Here is a 17411-nt window from a genome sequence, read left to right on the forward strand (position 1 = left end):
CGATCAAATTAAGAGACAGTAAGTATCCTATAATTTAGGATGAACACGAAAGTGTTCCGCTGTAAATCACAGGAGGTAATAATAATGAAGAAAGCTATCTTAGCTACAAAAGTCGGAATGACTCAAATCTTCAACGAAGACGGAGTATTAACTCCAGTAACTGTTCTTCAGGCTGGTCCTTGTGTAGTAACACAGATCAAAACAGTTGAGAACGACGGTTACAGTGCTGTTCAGGTTGGTTTTGTTGACAAAAAAGACAAAATCGTGAACAAAGACAAAAATGGTAAAAAAGAGATTGTACACAGACATGGTACAACAAAAGCAGAAAAAGGACATTTTGACAAAGCTGGTGTTTCAAGCAAGAGATTTGTAAGAGAATTCAAATTTGAAAATGCTGAGGAATTTACATTAGCACAGGAAATCAAAGCTGACATCTTTGCAGCAGGAGACAAAGTAGATGCTACTGCAATCTCAAAAGGTAAAGGATTCCAGGGTGCGATTAAGAGACATAACCAACACAGAGGTCCTATGACTCACGGTTCTAAATTCCATCGTCATGCAGGTTCTAATGGTGCTGCATCTGATCCAAGTAAAGTATTCAAAGGTAAAAAGATGCCAGGACACATGGGAAGCAAGAGAATTACAATTCAAAATCTTGAAATCGTAAGAGTAGATGCTGAAAACAACTTAATCTTAGTAAAAGGATCAGTTCCGGGACCTAAGAAATCTTTAGTAACAATTAAAGAAAGCGTAAAAGCAATCTAGTCTTTAATAGGAAAGGAGGAACACACAGATGGCAAACGTATCTGTTTATAATATCGAAGGTAAAGAAGTTGGAACAATCGACTTGAATGATGCTGTATTCGGTGTTGAAGTAAATGAACACTTATTACACATGGCAGTTGTGAACCAACTTGCAAATAAACGTCAGGGAACGCAGAAAGCAAAAACTCGCTCAGAAGTTTCAGGCGGTGGTAGAAAACCATGGAGACAAAAAGGAACAGGTCATGCAAGACAAGGTTCTACAAGATCTCCACAATGGACAGGCGGTGGAGTTGTATTTGCTCCAACACCAAGAGACTACTCTTTCAAATTAAACAAAAAAGAAAAGAGAGCAGCTCTGAAATCAGCTCTTACAACAAGAGTATTAGAAAACAAATTCATCGTTCTTGACGAAATGAACTTTGGTGAAATTAAAACAAAGAATTTCCAGAACATGTTAAACAACTTAGAAGTATCTAAAGCATTAGTAGTGTTAGAAGATGGAAACACAAATGCAGCATTATCTGCAAGAAATATTGCAAATGTGAAAACAGCTTGGACAAATACAATTAATGTGTACGATATCTTAAAATACAACACAGTAATCGTAACGAAAGCTGTTGTTGCAACAATCGAGGAGGTGTACGCATAATGGCAGACATTAAATACTATGACGTAATCCTTAAACCAGTAATCACTGAAAAATCTATGGAGCTTATGGCTGACAAGAAATACACTTTCTTAGTTCACACACAGGCTACAAAGAATCAGATTAAAGAAGCAGTTGAAAAAATGTTCGCAGGAACAAAAGTAAAAAGCGTAAATACTATGAATCTTGATGGAAAAACAAAAAGACGTGGTATGACATTCGGAAAAACTGCTAAGACAAAAAAAGCAATCGTTCAGTTAACAGCTGAAAGCGCTGATATCGAAATTTTCGAAGGACTGTAAGAGACAGCCCAACAATAGAAACCATACGGATTAAAACCGTGATAATAAATAATCGTAAACGAAAGGAGTGACAGTAATGGGAATTAAAACATATCGCCCATATACACCTTCCAGAAGACATATGACAGGTTCTGATTTTTCAGAAATCACAAAGACAACTCCAGAGAAATCTTTGTTAGCTTCTAAAAGCAGAACAGCTGGTCGTAACAATCAAGGTAAGATCACAGTAAGACACCGCGGAGGCGGAGCTAAAAGAAAATATAGAATTATCGACTTTAAGAGAAAGAAAGATGGTATTCCGGCAACTGTAATCGGAATCGAGTACGATCCAAACAGAACAGCGAATATCGCGCTTATCTGCTACGCAGATGGTGAAAAAGCTTATATTCTTGCACCTCAAGGCTTAACAGATGGAATGAAAGTAATGAACGGACCAGAAGCTGAAGTGAGAGTAGGAAACTGCTTACCGCTTTCTGAGATCCCAGTAGGTACACAGATCCACAACATTGAGTTATATCCAGGAAGAGGCGGACAGTTAGTTCGTTCAGCTGGTAACAGCGCTCAGTTAATGGCTAAAGAAGGAAAATATGCAACATTAAGATTGCCATCAGGCGAAATGAGAATGGTGCCGATCATCTGTAGAGCATCAATCGGTGTTGTAGGTAACGGAGATCACAACCTGATTAACATTGGTAAAGCCGGACGTAAACGTCACATGGGTATCAGACCTACAGTTCGTGGTTCTGTAATGAACCCTAATGACCATCCACACGGTGGTGGTGAAGGTAAGACAGGAATTGGTCGTCCAGGTCCATGTACACCTTGGGGTAAACCAGCACTTGGTCTTAAGACAAGAAAGAAAAACAAACAGTCTAACAAGTTAATCGTTAGAAGAAGAGATGGTAAAGGTATTAAATAAATCAGTTTACAAGGAGGTTAGAACCTATGGCTCGCTCACTTAAAAAAGGACCATTCGCGGATGAAAGCTTACTGAAAAAAGTAAAAGCTATGAACGAAGCAGGTGACAAATCAGTTATCAAAACTTGGTCACGTCGTTCTACTATTTTCCCACAAATGGTTGGACATACAATCGCAGTTCATGACGGAAGAAAACATGTACCTGTATATGTAACAGAAGATATGGTTGGACACAAACTTGGAGAGTTTGTTGCAACAAGAACATACAGAGGACATGGAAAAGACGAAAAGAAATCAAGAGTTCGTTAATTAATCGTAATTTGAAAGGAGGGTTCATCCATGGCAAAAGGACATAGATCCCAGATCAAAAGAGAGAGAAATGCAAATAAGGACACTAGACCATCAGCTAAGTTATCTTACGCTAGAGTTTCTGTTCAGAAAGCATGTTTCGTATTAGATGCCATCAGAGGTAAGGATGTACAAACAGCACTTGGTATTTTAACATACAATCCAAGATATGCTTCTAGCTTAATAAAGAAATTATTAGAATCAGCAATCGCAAACGCTGAGAACAACAACGGTATGAATGTTGAGAACCTTTACATTGAAGAATGTTACGCAAACAAGGGACCAACAATGAAGAGAATTAAACCGAGAGCACAGGGTAGAGCTTACAGAATCGAAAAGAGAATGAGCCACATTACTTTAGTGCTGAATGAAAGATAAGGAGGGCAATAATGGGACAGAAAGTTAATCCTCATGGCTTGAGAGTCGGTGTTATCAAAGATTGGGACTCTAAATGGTATGCAGAAGATAAATTTGCAGATTATTTAGTAGAAGATCATAAAATCAGAACATTTCTGAAAAAGAAATTATACAGCGCAGGAGTTTCTAAGATTGAGATCGAAAGAGCTTCTGACCGTGTAAAAATCATCATCTACACAGCAAAACCGGGTGTTGTAATCGGTAAAGGTGGAGCTGAGATTGAAAAAGTGAAAAAAGAACTTCAACAGTTCACAGATAAAAAATTAGTTGTTGATATCAAAGAAATCAAAAGACCGGATAAAGATGCTCAGTTAGTAGCTGAAAACATCGCATTACAGTTAGAGAACCGTATCTCATTCAGACGTGCTATGAAATCTTGCATGTCAAGAACAATGAAATCCGGAGCACTTGGTATCAAAACAGCAGTATCAGGTCGTTTAGGTGGAGCTGATATGGCTCGTACAGAGTTTTACAGCGAAGGAACTATTCCACTTCAGACACTTAGAGCTGATATTGATTATGGATTCGCTGAAGCAGACACAACTTACGGTAAAGTAGGTGTGAAAGTTTGGATTTATAAAGGCGAAGTTCTTCCAACGAAAGCAACTAAGGAAGGGAGCGATAAATAATTATGTTAATGCCTAAAAGAGTAAAACGTCGTAAACAATTCCGTGGTTCTATGAAAGGAAAAGCTTTACGTGGAAATAAAATCACAAATGGTGAATATGGTATTGTTGCAATGGAACCATGCTGGATCCGTTCAAACCAGATTGAAGCTGCCCGTATCGCGATGACACGTTACATCAAACGTGGTGGTAAAGTTTGGATTAAAATATTCCCTGACAAACCTGTAACTACGAAACCAGCTGAAACACGTATGGGTTCTGGTAAAGGAACTCTTGAATACTGGGTAGCAGTTGTAAAACCAGGACGTGTAATGTTTGAACTTTCAGGAGTACCTGAAGAAGTAGCTCGTGAAGCATTACGTCTTGCTATGCACAAATTACCTTGTAAATGTAAGATCGTTTCTCGCGAAGATTTAGAAGGCGGTGATAACAGTGAAAATTAATACATTTGTAAAAGATTTAAAAGGAAAATCAGTTGCAGAATTAAACGAAGAATTAGTAGCTGCTAAAAAGGAACTTTTTAACTTAAGATTCCAAAACGCAACAAATCAATTAGAAAACACAAGCAGAATTAAAGAAGTAAGAAAAAACATTGCTAGAATTCAGACAGTTATTACAGAAGCTTCTAAAGCTGAATAATAATTAAGATTGTGTTGAAAATTGTGAAAGGAGCAAAACTGTGGAAAGAAATTTAAGAAAAACACGTGTTGGTAAAGTTATCAGCAACAAAATGGATAAAACTATTGTAGTTGCAGTTGAAGATCACGTAAAACACCCTCTTTACAACAAAATCGTAAAGAGAACATATAAATTGAAAGCACATGATGAAGCAAATGAATGCAACATCGGTGACAAAGTAAAAGTTATGGAGACAAGACCATTATCAAAAGATAAAAGATGGAGACTTGTTGAAGTTATGGAAAAAGTAAAATAGTATTGAAGGAGGTTTACCTGCATGATACAGCAAGAAAGTAGACTTAAAGTAGCAGATAATACAGGTGCGAAAGAATTACTTTGCATTCGTGTGTTAGGTGGTTCTACTAGAAGATATGCAAACATCGGTGATGTAATCGTTGCTTCTGTTAAAGATGCAACACCAGGTGGCGTTGTTAAAAAAGGTGATGTAGTAAAAGCTGTAGTTGTTCGTACAGTAAACAAAACTCGTCGTAAAGACGGTTCATACATCAGATTTGATGAAAATGCTGCTGTAATTATTAAAGATGACAAAAACCCAAGAGGAACTCGTATTTTTGGACCAGTAGCAAGAGAGCTTCGTGAAAAACAATTTATGAAGATTGTTTCATTAGCTCCGGAAGTACTATAAGGAGGTGCCTGAGGATGTCAACTATGAAAATCAAAAAAGGTGATACTGTAAAAGTAATCGCTGGAAAAGATAAAGATAAAGAAGGCAAGGTAATTGCTGTTAATAAAAAAGATAACAAAGTATTAGTTGAAGGTGTAAACATGCTGACAAAGCACACAAAACCAAGTGCTGCTAATCAGAATGGTGGCATCATTCACCAAGAAGGACCTATTGATGCATCTAACGTAATGTATCTTCACAAAGGAAAAGCTACAAGAGTAGGTTTCAAAATGGATGGAGACAAAAAAGTACGTGTTGCAAAATCAACAGGCGAAGTTATTGACTAATCTAAGGAAGGAGGAAATAAACTTTGAGTAGACTGAAAGAACAATACCAGAACGAGATCGTTGACGCAATGATCAAAAAATTTGGTTATAAAAATATTATGGAAGTGCCAAAACTTGATAAGGTTGTTATCAACATGGGTGTTGGCGAAGCAAAAGATAATCACAAAGTTTTAGAATCAGCTGTAGCTGACCTTGAGAAAATTGCAGGTCAGAAAGCGGTTCTTACAAAAGCGAAAAAATCAGTAGCTAACTTCAAACTTAGAGAAGGTATGGCTATCGGATGTAAAGTTACATTAAGAGGAGAAAAAATGTATGAGTTCGTTGATCGTCTGATTAACTTAGCATTACCTCGTGTACGTGACTTTAGAGGTGTTAATCCTAACGCATTTGATGGAAGAGGTAACTATGCTCTTGGTATCAAAGAACAATTAATCTTCCCTGAAATCGAATACGATAAGGTTGATAAAGTAAGAGGTATGGACGTAATCTTTGTTACAACAGCTAAGACAGACGAAGAAGCTCGCGAATTATTGACTCAGTTCAATATGCCATTTACAAAATAGTAGGGAGGAAATATTTCATGGCAAAAACATCTATGAAAATCAAACAACAACGTAAACAAAAATTCTCTACTAGAGAGTACAATCGTTGTAGAATCTGTGGTCGTCCACATGCATATTTAAGAAAATACGGAATCTGCAGAGTATGTTTCCGTGAATTAGCTTACAAAGGACAAATCCCAGGAGTGAAAAAAGCTTCTTGGTAGACTGAAAGCAACTTAGTGAAAACTAGGATATCCGTAGTAGAAGTGGTCGGTTTTCACCGGCTGCATCTGAAGGATGTAACAATAAAAGCAAAGAATAAGGAGGCAACTTCAAATGACTATGAGTGATCCAATCGCAGATATGCTTACAAGAATTCGTAACGCAAACACTGCTAAACATGATACAGTAGATGTTCCAGCGTCTAAAATGAAAATCGCTATTGCTGATATTCTTTTAAACGAAGGATACATTACAAAATATGACATCGTAGAAGACGGAAGCTTTAAGACAATCCGTGTTACATTAAAATACGGTGCAGACAAAAATGAAAAAGTTATTACAGGTCTTAAGAGAATTTCTAAACCGGGACTTCGTGTATACGCAAGCAAAGACGAACTTCCAAAGGTTCTAGGTGGACTTGGAACAGCTATCATTTCAACAAATCAGGGTGTTATCACAGACAAAGAGGCTAGAAAACTTAACGTAGGTGGAGAAGTTTTAGCATTTGTTTGGTAGCCCGAAAGCAACTGAAAACAGAGAAGCCATAGCCGCTTCTCCGAAAATTTAAGTGTAGGAGGTAAGGGTATGTCACGTATAGGAAGACTGCCAGTAGCAATTCCAGCAGGTGTAACTGTTGAAATCGCTGAGAACAACAAAGTGACTGTAACAGGTCCAAAAGGAACTCTTGTAAGAGAACTTCCAGTAGAAATGGAAATCAAAAAAGAAGGCGAAGAAGTTGTAGTAACAAGACCAAGTGATTTAAAGAAAATGAAAGCTTTACATGGTCTTACAAGAACACTGATCAACAACATGGTTGTTGGTGTTACTCAGGGATATGAAAAAGTTCTTGAAGTAAACGGTGTTGGTTACAGAGCCGCAAAATCAGGAAACAAATTAACATTAAACTTAGGATACTCTCATCCAGTAGAAATGATCGATCCAGAAGGTGTTGAGACAGTACTTGACGGACAGAACAAAATTACTGTAAAAGGTATCGATAAAGAAAAAGTAGGCCAATACGCAGCTGAAATCAGAGATAAGAGAAGACCGGAACCATACAAAGGTAAAGGTATTAAATATGCTGATGAAGTTATTAGACGTAAAGTTGGTAAGACTGGTAAAAAATAATTAAGGAGAGTGTGAAGATGGTTAGTAAAAAATCAAGAAGCGAAGTTCGTGTAAACAAACATAGAAAATTACGTAACCGTTTCAGCGGAACTGCTGAAAGACCACGTTTAGCTGTGTTTAGAAGTAATAATCATATGTATGCTCAAATTATTGACGATACAGTTGGAACTACTCTGGTATCAGCATCTACTGTACAGAAAGATGTAAAAGCAGAATTAGAAAAAACTAACAACGTTGATGCAGCAGCATATTTGGGAACTGTAATTGCTAAAAAAGCAATTGAAAAAGGTATTAACACTGTTGTCTTTGACAGAGGTGGATTTATCTACCAGGGAAAAATCAAAGCGTTAGCAGATGCAGCTAGAGAAGCTGGATTAGAATTCTAGGAGGAGGAACACACATGAAACAAAATCGTATTGATGCTAGTCAATTAGAACTAACAGAAAAAGTGGTATCAATCAAACGTGTAACAAAAGTTGTTAAGGGTGGTCGTAACTTCAGATTCACAGCTTTAGTAGTTGTTGGTGATGGAAATGGCCATGTTGGTGCAGGTTTAGGAAAAGCTACTGAAATTCCGGAAGCAATCCGCAAAGGAAAAGAAGATGCTATGAAAAAACTCATTTCTGTTTCCTTAGATGAAAACGAAAGTATTACACATGATTTGATTGGTAAATTCGGAAGTGCTTCAGTATTACTGAAAAAAGCTCCGGAAGGTACTGGAGTTATCGCCGGAGGACCGGCTCGTGCGGTAATTGAGCTTGCAGGTATCAAAAATATCCGTACAAAATCATTGGGATCTAACAATAAACAAAACGTAGTACTTGCTACAATTAATGGATTAAGTCAGATCAAGACTCCAGAAGAAGTAGCTAAGCTTCGCGGTAAATCTGTAGAAGAAATCTTAGGCTAAGGAGGAGATTGAAAATGGCAAATTTAAAAGTTACATTAGTAAAATCTACAATCGGTGCTGTGCCAAAACACAAAAAAACAGTTGAAGCTTTAGGTCTTAAAAAACTGAACAAAACAGTTGTTTTACCAGATAACGCTGCAACAAGAGGAATGGTACAACAAGTAAGACATTTAGTAAAAGTAGAAGAAGTATAAGAAAAAGATAAGGAGGTGTCACGATGGACTTATCAAACTTAAGACCAGCAGAAGGATCAAAACATAGTGATAATTTCAGAAGAGGCCGTGGACACGGTTCTGGAAATGGTAAAACTGCCGGAAAAGGACACAAAGGTCAGAAAGCACGTTCAGGCGGCACAAGACCAGGTTTCGAAGGTGGACAGATGCCATTATATAGAAGAATACCAAAAAGAGGTTTCACTAACAGAAATACAAAAGAGATCGTTGGTATTAACGTAAGCGCATTAGAGGTATTTGAAAACGATACAGTTGTTTCAGTAGAAACTCTTATTGAAGCTGGTATTGTGAAAAATCCTAGAGATGGAGTAAAAATTCTTGGAAACGGAGAGTTAACTAAGAAACTTACAGTTCAGGCAAACGCATTTAGTGCAAGTGCAGCAGCTAAAATTGAAAGTCTTGGTGGAAAAGCTGAGGTGATCTAATGTTAAAGACATTTCGGAAAGCATTTCAAATAGAAGAGATTCGAAAGAAAATTTTCTATACATTTGCAATGCTGTTCGTTGTTAGACTTGGATCACAACTGCCTACACCGGGAGTGGATCCAACTTTTATTCAAAATTTCTTTGCAAATCAAACTGGGGAAGCGTTTAATTTTTTTAACGCTTTCACAGGTGGTTCATTTGAACAAATGTCAATATTCGCTTTGAGTATTACACCTTATATTACATCATCTATTATTATGCAGCTTCTTACAATTGCGATTCCAAAATTGGAAGAGATGCAAAAAGATGGTGAAGAAGGAAGAAAGAAAATTGCAGCATTTACACGTTATGTGACAGTTCTTTTAGCTTTAATCCAGTCAACAGCTATGGCAGTTGGATTTGGACGCAGCGGATTACTTGTAGAATATAACTTTGTGAACGCAGCAATCGTAGTACTTACATTGACAGCTGGTTCCGCATTCTTGATGTGGATTGGAGAGAGAATTACAGAAAAAGGTGTTGGAAATGGTATTTCTATCGTACTTTTGATTAATATTCTTTCACGTATTCCAGATGACTTTAATACATTATATACTCAGTTTATGAAGGGAAAGAGCCTTGCAACAGCAGGATTAGCGGCGTTCATTATCGTAGCAATCATCCTTGCAGTTATTGTGTTTGTTATTTTCCTTCAGGATGGACAGAGAAAAATCGCAGTTCAATATTCACAGAAAATTCAAGGAAGAAAAAATGTGGGGGGACAATCTACATTCATTCCGTTGAAAGTGAATACAGCAGGAGTAATTCCGGTTATTTTTGCATCTTCTTTAATGCAGTTCCCAATCGTGATCGCATCTTTCCTTGGAAAAGGTGATGGAGACGGTATCGGAAGTGAGATTTTAAGAGGATTAAACTCGAATAACTGGTGTAATCCAGAGAATATCAAGTATTCATGGGGATTGATTGTATACATTATCTTGACAATTTTATTTGCATATTTTTATACATCAATTACATTTAATCCGTTGGAAATTGCGAATAATATGAAAAAGAGCGGTGGTTTTATTCCAGGTATCAGACCAGGAAAACCAACTGTAGATTACTTAGCAAAGATTTTGAAATATATTATTTTTATAGGTGCTATTGGATTAGTGATTGTACAGGTAATTCCATTCTTCTTTAATGGAGTTTTTGGAGCACATGTTTCGTTTGGTGGAACTTCTATCATCATCATCGTAGGTGTTGTGTTAGAGACGTTAAAACAAATCGAATCACAGATGCTTGTACGTAACTACAAAGGATTTTTGAATAGTGGAAAAGGTTCTGTAAGCAGTAACAGCTTCCTTGGATACTAAAAACATAAGTAGGCAAGTAATTGTTTAGCTATTTAGCTCGTTGAATTTCAGTCTTGGTAGGATAGAAGTTCAGCGAGTTAAAATGCTATATGGATATTTTTATGGAGGAAAGCATATGAAAATTATAATGTTAGGTGCACCTGGTGCGGGAAAAGGGACACAGGCAAAGAAAATTGCTGAAAAGTATTCGATTCCTCATATCTCCACAGGAGATATTTTCAGAGCAAATATTAAAAACGGAACCGAGCTTGGAAAGAAAGCAAAGACATATATGGATCAGGGACTTTTAGTGCCGGATGAACTTGTTGTAGATTTGGTCGTAGACCGCGTAAAGCAGGATGACTGCAGCAATGGTTATGTCTTAGACGGTTTCCCGAGAACAATTCCTCAGGCAGAGGCACTTGACAAAGCTTTGGCAGCGATGGGAGAAGCGATGGACTACGCAATCAATGTGGAAGTTCCAGATGAAAACATTGTCCGCCGTATGTCGGGACGCAGAGCATGTGTGGACTGCGGTGCTACATATCATATTGTATATGCACCTACAAAAGAAGAAAATATATGCGATAACTGTCATGGAGAATTAATCTTAAGAGAAGATGACAAGCCAGAGACAGTACAGAAACGTCTGAATGTATATCATGAGCAGACACAGCCATTGATTGATTATTATACAGAAAAAAATATTTTAGTAGAAGTAGATGGTACTGTAGATATTGATGAGGTATTTGCTGCTATCGTAAACGTGTTAGGAGCGTAAACATTATGCCAGTTACAATAAAATCAGCAAGAGAAATTGAATTGATGAAGGAAGCCGGAAGAATCTTGGAGATCGTTCACGATGAATTGGGGAAAGCATTACATCCGGGAATGACAACACTTGATATAGACCGTTTGGGAGAAGAGATTATACGCAGCTATGGATGCGAGCCTTCTTTTTTGAACTATAACGGATATCCGGCATCCATCTGTGTTTCTGTAAATGATGAAGTTGTTCATGGAATTCCAAGTGCGAAACGAGTCCTGAAGGAAGGCGACATCGTAGGTTTGGATGCAGGCGTTATTTATAAAGGTTACCATTCAGATGCGGCAAGAACCCATGGAATCGGAGAGATCAGCAAAGAGGCAAAGGACTTGATCCAAGTGACAAGAGAATGTTTCTTTGAGGGAATAAAGTTTGCAAAAGAGGGCAACCATTTATTTGAAATTTCTTCCGCAATCGGCAGATATGCAGAGGAACGTGGATACGGCGTAGTTCGTGATCTGTGTGGACACGGCATCGGAACAAAGCTGCATGAGGCTCCGGAAATACCAAATTACGAAATGAACCGAAAGGGAATGAAACTTCGAAAAGGAATGACTTTAGCGATAGAACCGATGATCAACATCGGAGGTTGTGCCGTCAACTGGCTGGACGATGACTGGACAGTTGTGACAAGAGACGGTTCGCTGTCAGCACATTATGAAAACACAGTACTGATCACAGAAGACGAACCAATACTTTTGACCTTATCGAAGTAAAAGAGGATGCAGTATGGAAAAATATGAAGTTGGAATGCTTGCAAGATCCAAAGCCGGACATGATAAAGGGCATGTGTATGTGATACATCAGGTGGATGAAACATATGTATATTTAATAGACGGTTCCGGCAGAAAACTTGAGAACCCGAAAAAAAAGAAAAAGAAACATGTACAGCTCATATGTGAAAAGTATGAGCTGTCCGGAATGGACGATGTTGCAATAAAGCGAATACTAAAATTATTTGATAAGGAAACAGGGAGGAATTAGAAATGTCAAAAGCTGATGTAATTGAAATTGAAGGAACAGTAGTAGAAAAATTACCAAATGCAATGTTTAAAGTAGAATTGGAAAATGGCCATCAGGTCTTAGCGCATATCAGTGGAAAGCTTCGCACAAACTTTATCAAGATCCTGCCGGGAGATAAAGTAACTTTAGAGCTGTCACCATATGATTTGACAAAAGGAAGAATTACTTGGAGAGATAAATAAAAAAGTATTGACTTTAAATAAAAAATAATGCTATAATGTAAAACGAACGTTTTCTAGTATCTAATATTAGAAAACGTGGTAAATACAGGCAAAGCAGTGGATGAAAGGAGGATTTGACGTGAAGGTTAGATCATCAGTTAAACCAATTTGCGAAAAATGCAAAATCATTAAAAGAAAAGGAAGCATCAGAGTAATCTGTGAAAATCCGAAACACAAACAAAGACAAGGATAATTATCGTTGTCGATTTTGTGCGTGAGAGCACAAACATTATTTAGGCGGCTGTAGTGTGACACGCCAGGCGGTGTGGAAACACTATTAATATACAGGGAAACTATTCCTCGATGTATATTGCTTATAATACCCGGTGTCATTTCCGGGAAAGGCTGTAGTATCTAGCAGCTGGGTACGTTATGATGTACCCCAATTTGAGACAATATTAACCAATGGGAATAAATATCTGCACACATTTCAGGCGATATTTTATCGGGCTGCAGTTATTTATTTACTAAAATTCAAGATGGAGGAAAATTACATGGCTCGTATTGCTGGTGTAGACTTACCAAGAGACAAACGTGTAGAAATCGGTTTGACTTACATCTACGGAATCGGTAGAGTAAGCGCAACAAAAATTTTGGAGGCAGCTGGAGTAAATCCAGATACTCGTTGTAGAGACTTAACAGACGAAGAAGTAAAACAGATCAGTGCTGTTATCGATGAAAGCTATCAGGTAGAAGGTGATCTTCGTAGAGAGATTGCTTTAAACATCAAGAGATTACAGGAAATCGGATGCTACCGTGGTATTCGTCATAGAAAAGGACTTCCTGTTCGTGGTCAGAAGACAAAGACAAACGCAAGAACAAGAAAAGGTCCTAAGAGAACTGTTGCAAATAAGAAGAAATAAAAGTAGAGCACTTAGCGAAAGCAAGTTGTTAAACGCAGCTTGAGGTTAGTGCGAACTTTGTTCTTCGGAACTTAATGAGTGCGAGGGAATACCGATGCACGAATTTAGTAAGAAGAACTACCTTATGAAAAGAAACAATATAACAAAAACAAAGAAAGTAGGTTAGTTTAAATGGCTAAAAAAGTTACAAAAAAAGTGACAAAGAAACGTGTCAAGAAAAACGTTGAACGCGGACAAGCACACATTCAATCATCTTTTAATAATACAATCGTAACATTAACAGATGCTCAGGGAAATGCTCTTTCATGGGCAAGTGCTGGTGGTCTAGGATTCAGAGGTTCAAGAAAATCTACTCCTTATGCAGCTCAGATGGCAGCTGAGACAGCAGCTAAAGCAGCATTAGTACATGGTCTTAAATCAGTAGACGTTATGGTAAAAGGACCAGGTTCTGGTAGAGAGGCAGCGATCCGTGCATTACAGGCATGCGGTATTGATGTAACAAGTATCAAAGATGTGACTCCGGTTCCACATAACGGATGTCGCCCACCAAAACGTAGAAGAGTGTAATAGGAGGATATAGAACATGGCAGTAAACAGAGTTCCAGTTCTTAAAAGATGTAGATCACTTGGTATGGATCCAATCTATTTAGGAATCGATAAAAAATCTAACAGACAATTAAAAAGAGCTAATAGAAAAATGAGCGAATATGGACTTCAATTACGCGAAAAACAAAAAGCGAAATTTATCTATGGCGTTTTAGAAAAACCATTTAGAAATTACTTTGCAAAAGCTTCTAAAATGAACGGTATGACAGGTGAAAATCTTATGATTCTTCTTGAGTCAAGATTAGACAATGTTGTATTCCGTATGGGATTTGCAAGAACAAGAAAAGAAGCAAGACAGATTGTTGACCACAAACATGTATTAGTAAATGGTAAACAAGTAAATATCCCATCTTACTTAGTAAAAGCTGGAGATGTTATCGAAATCAAAGAAAAACACAAAGGTTCACAGAGATATAAAGATATCTTAGAAGTAACAGGTGGAAGATTAGTTCCAGAATGGTTAGATGTAAATGCAGAAGGCCTTCAGGGAACTGTAAAAGAACTTCCTACAAGAGAAGTTATCGATGTTCCTGTAGACGAGATGTTGATTGTCGAATTATATTCTAAATAATCCCTAGGATTATGTAGAAACTGATTCACCCTCAATACTTTAATAACCCAAAAGGAGGGGCTTTGTAGTGTTTGATTTTAATAAACCCAATATTGAAATTACTGAGATTTCAGAAGATAAGAAATACGGAAGATTTGTTGTAGAGCCTTTAGAGAGAGGTTATGGAACAACACTTGGTAACTCTTTGAGAAGAATTATGCTTTCTTCATTACCTGGAGCTGCAATCAGTCAGGTGAAAATCGATGGAGTTTTACATGAGTTCAGCTCAATTCCGGGAGTAAAAGAAGATGTTACTGAGATTGTAATGAATTTAAAATCATTAGCTATCAAAAATACTTCAGAAACAGACGAACCAAAGACTGCTTACATCGAGTTTGAAGGTGAAGGTGTAGTTACTGCAGCTGACATTCAGGTAGATCCGGATATTGAGATTATGAATCCTGATGCGGTTATCGCAACTTTGAATGGCGGAGCTGACAGCAAACTGTACATGGAACTTACAATCACAAAGGGCAGAGGTTATGTGAGCGCAGATAAGAATAAAAAAGAGGATTTACCAATTGCGGTAATTCCGATTGATTCTATCTATACACCGGTAGAACGTGTAAATCTTACAGTAGAGAATACACGTGTTGGTCAGATTACAGATTATGATAAGCTGACACTTGATGTATATACTAATGGTACATTACTTCCGGACGAAGCAGTCAGTCTTGCAGCGAAAGTGCTCAACGAACACTTGAAATTATTCATCGATTTATCAGAAGTTGCTCAGGCAGCGGAAGTTATGATTGAAAAAGAAGACGATGAAAAAGAAAAAGTGCTTGAGATGAGCATTGATGAATTAGAACTTTCTGTTCGTTCATATAACTGTCTGAAGAGAGCAGGAATCAATACAGTTGAAGAGTTAACTAATAGAACTCCTGAAGATATGATGAAAGTACGTAATCTTGGACGTAAATCTTTAGAAGAAGTATTAGCTAAATTAAAAGAGCTTGGTCTTGAACTGAGCCAAGGTGAAGAGTAGAGCACTTAGTGAAAATTATGTTAGTCAGTAAGACCGATGGCATGACTAAGCACATGGCTAGTAAGCCCGAAGAAGCATAACCACGTGTCAAATGGAGGATAATTATTATGGCAAAATATAGAAAGCTTGGAAGAACATCAAGCCAAAGAAAAGCATTAATCAGAAATCAGGTAACAGCTTTACTTAACAATGGTAAAATCGTTACAACAGAAGCAAAAGCAAAAGAGATCCGCAAAGTTGCTGAAGGTCTTATCGCTTTAGCTGTAAAAGAAAAAGATAACTTTGAAGAAGTAAAAGTTATGGCAAAAGTTGCTCGTAAAGACAAAGACGGCAAGAGAGTAAAAGAAGTTGTAGATGGTAAAAAAGTTACTGTTTATGATGAAGTTGAAAAAACAATCAAAAAAGATATGCCTTCAAGATTACATGCAAGAAGACAAATGTTAAAAGTTCTTTATCCTGTAGTTGAAGTAAAAGATGGCAAGAAGAGAAGTGCAAAAGAAGTTGATTTAGTGGAAAAATTATTCACAGAGATCGCTCCTAAATATGAGAGCCGTAACGGTGGTTACACAAGAATCGTAAAAATCGGTTTACGTAAAGGTGATGCCGCTATGGAAGTTCTTCTTGAATTAGTGTAAATCAATAGTGATTAGAATACCCGACAACTTGCTGTCGGGTATTTTTGCATAAAGGGATATAAAGGGGACGATGAGTATGGTCACAATAAAAGATATCGCGGAAAAGGCAGGAGTCAGTACGACAACTGTTTCCAATGTAATTCACGGAAAAACAAAAAAAGTATCACCTGCCAATATCGAAAAAATACAGAATCTTATCAAAGAGATGGGATATGTTCAAAAGATGGGACTTAGAGTGTTGAGACATGGAAACTCAAGGCTTATCGCAGTTGTGATAAACTCGCATAAAAAATTTGATGAGGCGATTTTGGCAGATCCTTTTTATGGCAAAATTCTCGGGTTTATTGAGGAAAAAATAAGAACACTTGGATATTATATGATGTTCTATTCGGCTGATAATCTAGATGACATTTTCCGGATGGTGATGGCCTGGGACATTGATGGTGTTGTGACATTATCTTTCACAAAGCGAGATTGTGAAAAAATGTATTATATGATAGAAAAGCCGGTCGTGTCAATTGACGCATATGGCGAATTGGAAGGGAATCAGATTGTGCCGAATATCGGACTGGATGATATAAGTGGTGGTTATATGATGACGCAGTATCTTTTGAATATTGGTTATGATCAGATATTTGTCTGTGCATCAAGGGATCATGGTGTAGACCACATGCGATGGGAAGGGGCACAGCAGGCGCTGGGACATTTCAGACAGAGAGAAGCAAAAGTTTACTTTATGGCGCTTGGCAGAAGCCGCTCAGAGAGAGAAAAGCATTATGCAGAACTTGTCAGTCAAATTCCATTTGCAAAGAAAACAGCAGCATTCTTTCTTTCAGACTTGTTTGCAATTGAGGCAATGAGCTTTCTGGCGGATAGAAAGATAAAAGTTCCGGAACAGATTGGGATTGCAGGATATGATGATATTAATTATGCCAGATACACTACACCTAAGCTTACAACGGTTCATCAGAATATAAAAGAACGGGCAGTAAAAGCAGTTGATACGCTGATTTCTTTAATTGAGCAAAAAGAAGGAGAGTTTCCAGACCTGGAGATGGAATTTCGATTTCCGGTTACGTTGATCACACGGCAGTCTGTGTAGAAAATAGTTCAGAAGAGAAAAATAGAAAACATGAAAGTTGCAAAAGTGATTGTTCATTATTTACAATTTTC

Annotated in this window: 32 protein-coding genes; all 32 read left to right on the top strand. The window is 37.5% G+C overall.

Annotation, left to right across the window (positions count from 1 at the left end):
• The first annotated feature begins 84 nt into the window (after window positions 1-84).
• The gene (gene rplC, locus AC6I5B_RS02230; protein WP_044986800.1) at window positions 85-765 is read left to right on the top strand and encodes a 50S ribosomal protein L3; all 681 of its coding nucleotides are present in this window, start codon (window positions 85-87) and stop codon (window positions 763-765) included.
• A gap of 28 nt (window positions 766-793) precedes the next feature.
• Complete coding sequence (gene rplD / locus AC6I5B_RS02235; protein WP_004611883.1) at window positions 794-1414, top strand: 50S ribosomal protein L4; 621 nt, start codon at window positions 794-796, stop codon at window positions 1412-1414.
• On the top strand, window positions 1414-1713 hold the full coding sequence (gene rplW, locus AC6I5B_RS02240; protein WP_004611884.1) for a 50S ribosomal protein L23: 300 nt from the start codon (window positions 1414-1416) through the stop codon (window positions 1711-1713). Before rplD ends, rplW begins: the two co-directional genes overlap by 1 nt.
• A 76-nt stretch (window positions 1714-1789) precedes the next feature.
• On the top strand, window positions 1790-2632 hold the full coding sequence (rplB, locus tag AC6I5B_RS02245) for a 50S ribosomal protein L2 (RefSeq protein ID WP_044986801.1): 843 nt from the start codon (window positions 1790-1792) through the stop codon (window positions 2630-2632).
• A 26-nt stretch (window positions 2633-2658) separates the two neighbouring features.
• Complete coding sequence (gene rpsS, locus AC6I5B_RS02250) at window positions 2659-2940, top strand: 30S ribosomal protein S19 (RefSeq protein WP_004611886.1); 282 nt, start codon at window positions 2659-2661, stop codon at window positions 2938-2940.
• A 30-nt stretch (window positions 2941-2970) separates the two neighbouring features.
• Window positions 2971-3357, top strand: coding sequence for a 50S ribosomal protein L22 (rplV, locus tag AC6I5B_RS02255; protein WP_004611887.1), 387 nt, complete (start codon window positions 2971-2973; stop codon window positions 3355-3357).
• Between the two features lie 11 nt (window positions 3358-3368).
• Window positions 3369-4025 carry a 30S ribosomal protein S3 gene (rpsC, locus tag AC6I5B_RS02260; RefSeq protein ID WP_004611888.1) on the top strand — a complete coding sequence of 219 codons (657 nt, stop codon included), beginning with the start codon at window positions 3369-3371 and terminating at the stop codon, window positions 4023-4025.
• A 2-nt stretch (window positions 4026-4027) separates the two neighbouring features.
• The gene (rplP, locus tag AC6I5B_RS02265; protein WP_004611889.1) at window positions 4028-4465 is read left to right on the top strand and encodes a 50S ribosomal protein L16; all 438 of its coding nucleotides are present in this window, start codon (window positions 4028-4030) and stop codon (window positions 4463-4465) included.
• On the top strand, window positions 4455-4661 hold the full coding sequence (gene rpmC / locus AC6I5B_RS02270; protein WP_004611890.1) for a 50S ribosomal protein L29: 207 nt from the start codon (window positions 4455-4457) through the stop codon (window positions 4659-4661). Before rplP ends, rpmC begins: the two co-directional genes overlap by 11 nt.
• A gap of 40 nt (window positions 4662-4701) precedes the next feature.
• Entirely contained in the window at window positions 4702-4956 is a 255-nt protein-coding gene (rpsQ, locus tag AC6I5B_RS02275; RefSeq protein WP_004611891.1) for a 30S ribosomal protein S17, read from the top strand.
• A 21-nt stretch (window positions 4957-4977) separates the two neighbouring features.
• The gene (rplN, locus tag AC6I5B_RS02280; protein WP_004611892.1) at window positions 4978-5346 is read left to right on the top strand and encodes a 50S ribosomal protein L14; all 369 of its coding nucleotides are present in this window, start codon (window positions 4978-4980) and stop codon (window positions 5344-5346) included.
• A 14-nt stretch (window positions 5347-5360) separates the two neighbouring features.
• Entirely contained in the window at window positions 5361-5672 is a 312-nt protein-coding gene (gene rplX, locus AC6I5B_RS02285) for a 50S ribosomal protein L24 (RefSeq protein ID WP_022250490.1), read from the top strand.
• A gap of 23 nt (window positions 5673-5695) precedes the next feature.
• On the top strand, window positions 5696-6235 hold the full coding sequence (gene rplE / locus AC6I5B_RS02290) for a 50S ribosomal protein L5 (protein WP_004611894.1): 540 nt from the start codon (window positions 5696-5698) through the stop codon (window positions 6233-6235).
• Between the two features lie 17 nt (window positions 6236-6252).
• Window positions 6253-6438 carry a type Z 30S ribosomal protein S14 gene (locus tag AC6I5B_RS02295; protein ID WP_004611895.1) on the top strand — a complete coding sequence of 62 codons (186 nt, stop codon included), beginning with the start codon at window positions 6253-6255 and terminating at the stop codon, window positions 6436-6438.
• A gap of 112 nt (window positions 6439-6550) precedes the next feature.
• Window positions 6551-6952 (top strand): 30S ribosomal protein S8, encoded by a 402-nt coding sequence (gene rpsH, locus AC6I5B_RS02300; protein ID WP_004611896.1) that lies wholly within the window; start codon window positions 6551-6553, stop codon window positions 6950-6952.
• A gap of 69 nt (window positions 6953-7021) precedes the next feature.
• A complete protein-coding gene (rplF, locus tag AC6I5B_RS02305; RefSeq protein ID WP_004611897.1) occupies window positions 7022-7564 on the top strand; it encodes a 50S ribosomal protein L6 in 543 nt (180 codons plus the stop codon).
• 17 nt (window positions 7565-7581) lie between these two features.
• On the top strand, window positions 7582-7950 hold the full coding sequence (gene rplR, locus AC6I5B_RS02310) for a 50S ribosomal protein L18 (protein WP_004611898.1): 369 nt from the start codon (window positions 7582-7584) through the stop codon (window positions 7948-7950).
• 14 nt (window positions 7951-7964) lie between these two features.
• On the top strand, window positions 7965-8474 hold the full coding sequence (rpsE, locus tag AC6I5B_RS02315) for a 30S ribosomal protein S5 (RefSeq protein WP_004611899.1): 510 nt from the start codon (window positions 7965-7967) through the stop codon (window positions 8472-8474).
• 14 nt (window positions 8475-8488) lie between these two features.
• Window positions 8489-8668 carry a 50S ribosomal protein L30 gene (gene rpmD / locus AC6I5B_RS02320; protein WP_004611900.1) on the top strand — a complete coding sequence of 60 codons (180 nt, stop codon included), beginning with the start codon at window positions 8489-8491 and terminating at the stop codon, window positions 8666-8668.
• A gap of 23 nt (window positions 8669-8691) precedes the next feature.
• Window positions 8692-9132 (top strand): 50S ribosomal protein L15, encoded by a 441-nt coding sequence (gene rplO, locus AC6I5B_RS02325; RefSeq protein WP_022250472.1) that lies wholly within the window; start codon window positions 8692-8694, stop codon window positions 9130-9132.
• Complete coding sequence (gene secY, locus AC6I5B_RS02330) at window positions 9132-10487, top strand: preprotein translocase subunit SecY (protein WP_004611902.1); 1356 nt, start codon at window positions 9132-9134, stop codon at window positions 10485-10487. Before rplO ends, secY begins: the two co-directional genes overlap by 1 nt.
• A gap of 115 nt (window positions 10488-10602) precedes the next feature.
• Window positions 10603-11247 carry an adenylate kinase gene (locus AC6I5B_RS02335; RefSeq protein WP_022250474.1) on the top strand — a complete coding sequence of 215 codons (645 nt, stop codon included), beginning with the start codon at window positions 10603-10605 and terminating at the stop codon, window positions 11245-11247.
• 5 nt (window positions 11248-11252) lie between these two features.
• Complete coding sequence (gene map / locus AC6I5B_RS02340; protein WP_117788001.1) at window positions 11253-12008, top strand: type I methionyl aminopeptidase; 756 nt, start codon at window positions 11253-11255, stop codon at window positions 12006-12008.
• Window positions 12009-12021: 13 nt separating this feature from the next.
• Entirely contained in the window at window positions 12022-12276 is a 255-nt protein-coding gene (locus AC6I5B_RS02345) for a KOW domain-containing RNA-binding protein (protein ID WP_022250475.1), read from the top strand.
• Window positions 12277-12278: 2 nt separating this feature from the next.
• Window positions 12279-12497, top strand: coding sequence for a translation initiation factor IF-1 (infA, locus tag AC6I5B_RS02350; RefSeq protein WP_004611906.1), 219 nt, complete (start codon window positions 12279-12281; stop codon window positions 12495-12497).
• Between the two features lie 118 nt (window positions 12498-12615).
• Window positions 12616-12729, top strand: coding sequence for a 50S ribosomal protein L36 (gene rpmJ / locus AC6I5B_RS02355; RefSeq protein WP_003497809.1), 114 nt, complete (start codon window positions 12616-12618; stop codon window positions 12727-12729).
• Window positions 12730-13030: 301 nt separating this feature from the next.
• Window positions 13031-13399, top strand: coding sequence for a 30S ribosomal protein S13 (rpsM, locus tag AC6I5B_RS02360; RefSeq protein ID WP_022250477.1), 369 nt, complete (start codon window positions 13031-13033; stop codon window positions 13397-13399).
• 171 nt (window positions 13400-13570) lie between these two features.
• Window positions 13571-13966, top strand: coding sequence for a 30S ribosomal protein S11 (rpsK, locus tag AC6I5B_RS02365; protein ID WP_004607272.1), 396 nt, complete (start codon window positions 13571-13573; stop codon window positions 13964-13966).
• 16 nt (window positions 13967-13982) lie between these two features.
• Window positions 13983-14576 carry a 30S ribosomal protein S4 gene (gene rpsD / locus AC6I5B_RS02370; protein ID WP_004611909.1) on the top strand — a complete coding sequence of 198 codons (594 nt, stop codon included), beginning with the start codon at window positions 13983-13985 and terminating at the stop codon, window positions 14574-14576.
• A 67-nt stretch (window positions 14577-14643) separates the two neighbouring features.
• Window positions 14644-15603, top strand: a complete 960-nt coding sequence (locus tag AC6I5B_RS02375; protein ID WP_004611910.1) for a DNA-directed RNA polymerase subunit alpha — start codon at window positions 14644-14646, stop codon at window positions 15601-15603.
• Window positions 15604-15710: 107 nt separating this feature from the next.
• Window positions 15711-16238, top strand: a complete 528-nt coding sequence (locus tag AC6I5B_RS02380) for a bL17 family ribosomal protein (RefSeq protein ID WP_004611911.1) — start codon at window positions 15711-15713, stop codon at window positions 16236-16238.
• A 76-nt stretch (window positions 16239-16314) separates the two neighbouring features.
• On the top strand, window positions 16315-17340 hold the full coding sequence (locus AC6I5B_RS02385; RefSeq protein ID WP_022250478.1) for a LacI family DNA-binding transcriptional regulator: 1026 nt from the start codon (window positions 16315-16317) through the stop codon (window positions 17338-17340).
• Window positions 17341-17411: the final 71 nt, after the last annotated feature.

The sequence above is a fragment of the Faecalimonas nexilis genome (assembly GCF_059731825.1).

Coding starts and splice junctions, on each gene's coding strand:
- rplC (WP_044986800.1), top strand. CDS start 85: ATGAAGAAAGCTATCTTAGCTACAAAAGTCGGAATGACTCAAATCTTC.
- rplD (WP_004611883.1), top strand. CDS start 794: ATGGCAAACGTATCTGTTTATAATATCGAAGGTAAAGAAGTTGGAACA.
- rplW (WP_004611884.1), top strand. CDS start 1,414: ATGGCAGACATTAAATACTATGACGTAATCCTTAAACCAGTAATCACT.
- rplB (WP_044986801.1), top strand. CDS start 1,790: ATGGGAATTAAAACATATCGCCCATATACACCTTCCAGAAGACATATG.
- rpsS (WP_004611886.1), top strand. CDS start 2,659: ATGGCTCGCTCACTTAAAAAAGGACCATTCGCGGATGAAAGCTTACTG.
- rplV (WP_004611887.1), top strand. CDS start 2,971: ATGGCAAAAGGACATAGATCCCAGATCAAAAGAGAGAGAAATGCAAAT.
- rpsC (WP_004611888.1), top strand. CDS start 3,369: ATGGGACAGAAAGTTAATCCTCATGGCTTGAGAGTCGGTGTTATCAAA.
- rplP (WP_004611889.1), top strand. CDS start 4,028: ATGTTAATGCCTAAAAGAGTAAAACGTCGTAAACAATTCCGTGGTTCT.
- rplN (WP_004611892.1), top strand. CDS start 4,978: ATGATACAGCAAGAAAGTAGACTTAAAGTAGCAGATAATACAGGTGCG.
- rplX (WP_022250490.1), top strand. CDS start 5,361: ATGTCAACTATGAAAATCAAAAAAGGTGATACTGTAAAAGTAATCGCT.
- AC6I5B_RS02295 (WP_004611895.1), top strand. CDS start 6,253: ATGGCAAAAACATCTATGAAAATCAAACAACAACGTAAACAAAAATTC.
- rpsH (WP_004611896.1), top strand. CDS start 6,551: ATGACTATGAGTGATCCAATCGCAGATATGCTTACAAGAATTCGTAAC.
- rplF (WP_004611897.1), top strand. CDS start 7,022: ATGTCACGTATAGGAAGACTGCCAGTAGCAATTCCAGCAGGTGTAACT.
- rplR (WP_004611898.1), top strand. CDS start 7,582: ATGGTTAGTAAAAAATCAAGAAGCGAAGTTCGTGTAAACAAACATAGA.
- rpsE (WP_004611899.1), top strand. CDS start 7,965: ATGAAACAAAATCGTATTGATGCTAGTCAATTAGAACTAACAGAAAAA.
- rpmD (WP_004611900.1), top strand. CDS start 8,489: ATGGCAAATTTAAAAGTTACATTAGTAAAATCTACAATCGGTGCTGTG.
- rplO (WP_022250472.1), top strand. CDS start 8,692: ATGGACTTATCAAACTTAAGACCAGCAGAAGGATCAAAACATAGTGAT.
- secY (WP_004611902.1), top strand. CDS start 9,132: ATGTTAAAGACATTTCGGAAAGCATTTCAAATAGAAGAGATTCGAAAG.
- AC6I5B_RS02335 (WP_022250474.1), top strand. CDS start 10,603: ATGAAAATTATAATGTTAGGTGCACCTGGTGCGGGAAAAGGGACACAG.
- map (WP_117788001.1), top strand. CDS start 11,253: ATGCCAGTTACAATAAAATCAGCAAGAGAAATTGAATTGATGAAGGAA.
- AC6I5B_RS02345 (WP_022250475.1), top strand. CDS start 12,022: ATGGAAAAATATGAAGTTGGAATGCTTGCAAGATCCAAAGCCGGACAT.
- infA (WP_004611906.1), top strand. CDS start 12,279: ATGTCAAAAGCTGATGTAATTGAAATTGAAGGAACAGTAGTAGAAAAA.
- rpsM (WP_022250477.1), top strand. CDS start 13,031: ATGGCTCGTATTGCTGGTGTAGACTTACCAAGAGACAAACGTGTAGAA.
- rpsK (WP_004607272.1), top strand. CDS start 13,571: ATGGCTAAAAAAGTTACAAAAAAAGTGACAAAGAAACGTGTCAAGAAA.
- rpsD (WP_004611909.1), top strand. CDS start 13,983: ATGGCAGTAAACAGAGTTCCAGTTCTTAAAAGATGTAGATCACTTGGT.
- AC6I5B_RS02380 (WP_004611911.1), top strand. CDS start 15,711: ATGGCAAAATATAGAAAGCTTGGAAGAACATCAAGCCAAAGAAAAGCA.
- AC6I5B_RS02385 (WP_022250478.1), top strand. CDS start 16,315: ATGGTCACAATAAAAGATATCGCGGAAAAGGCAGGAGTCAGTACGACA.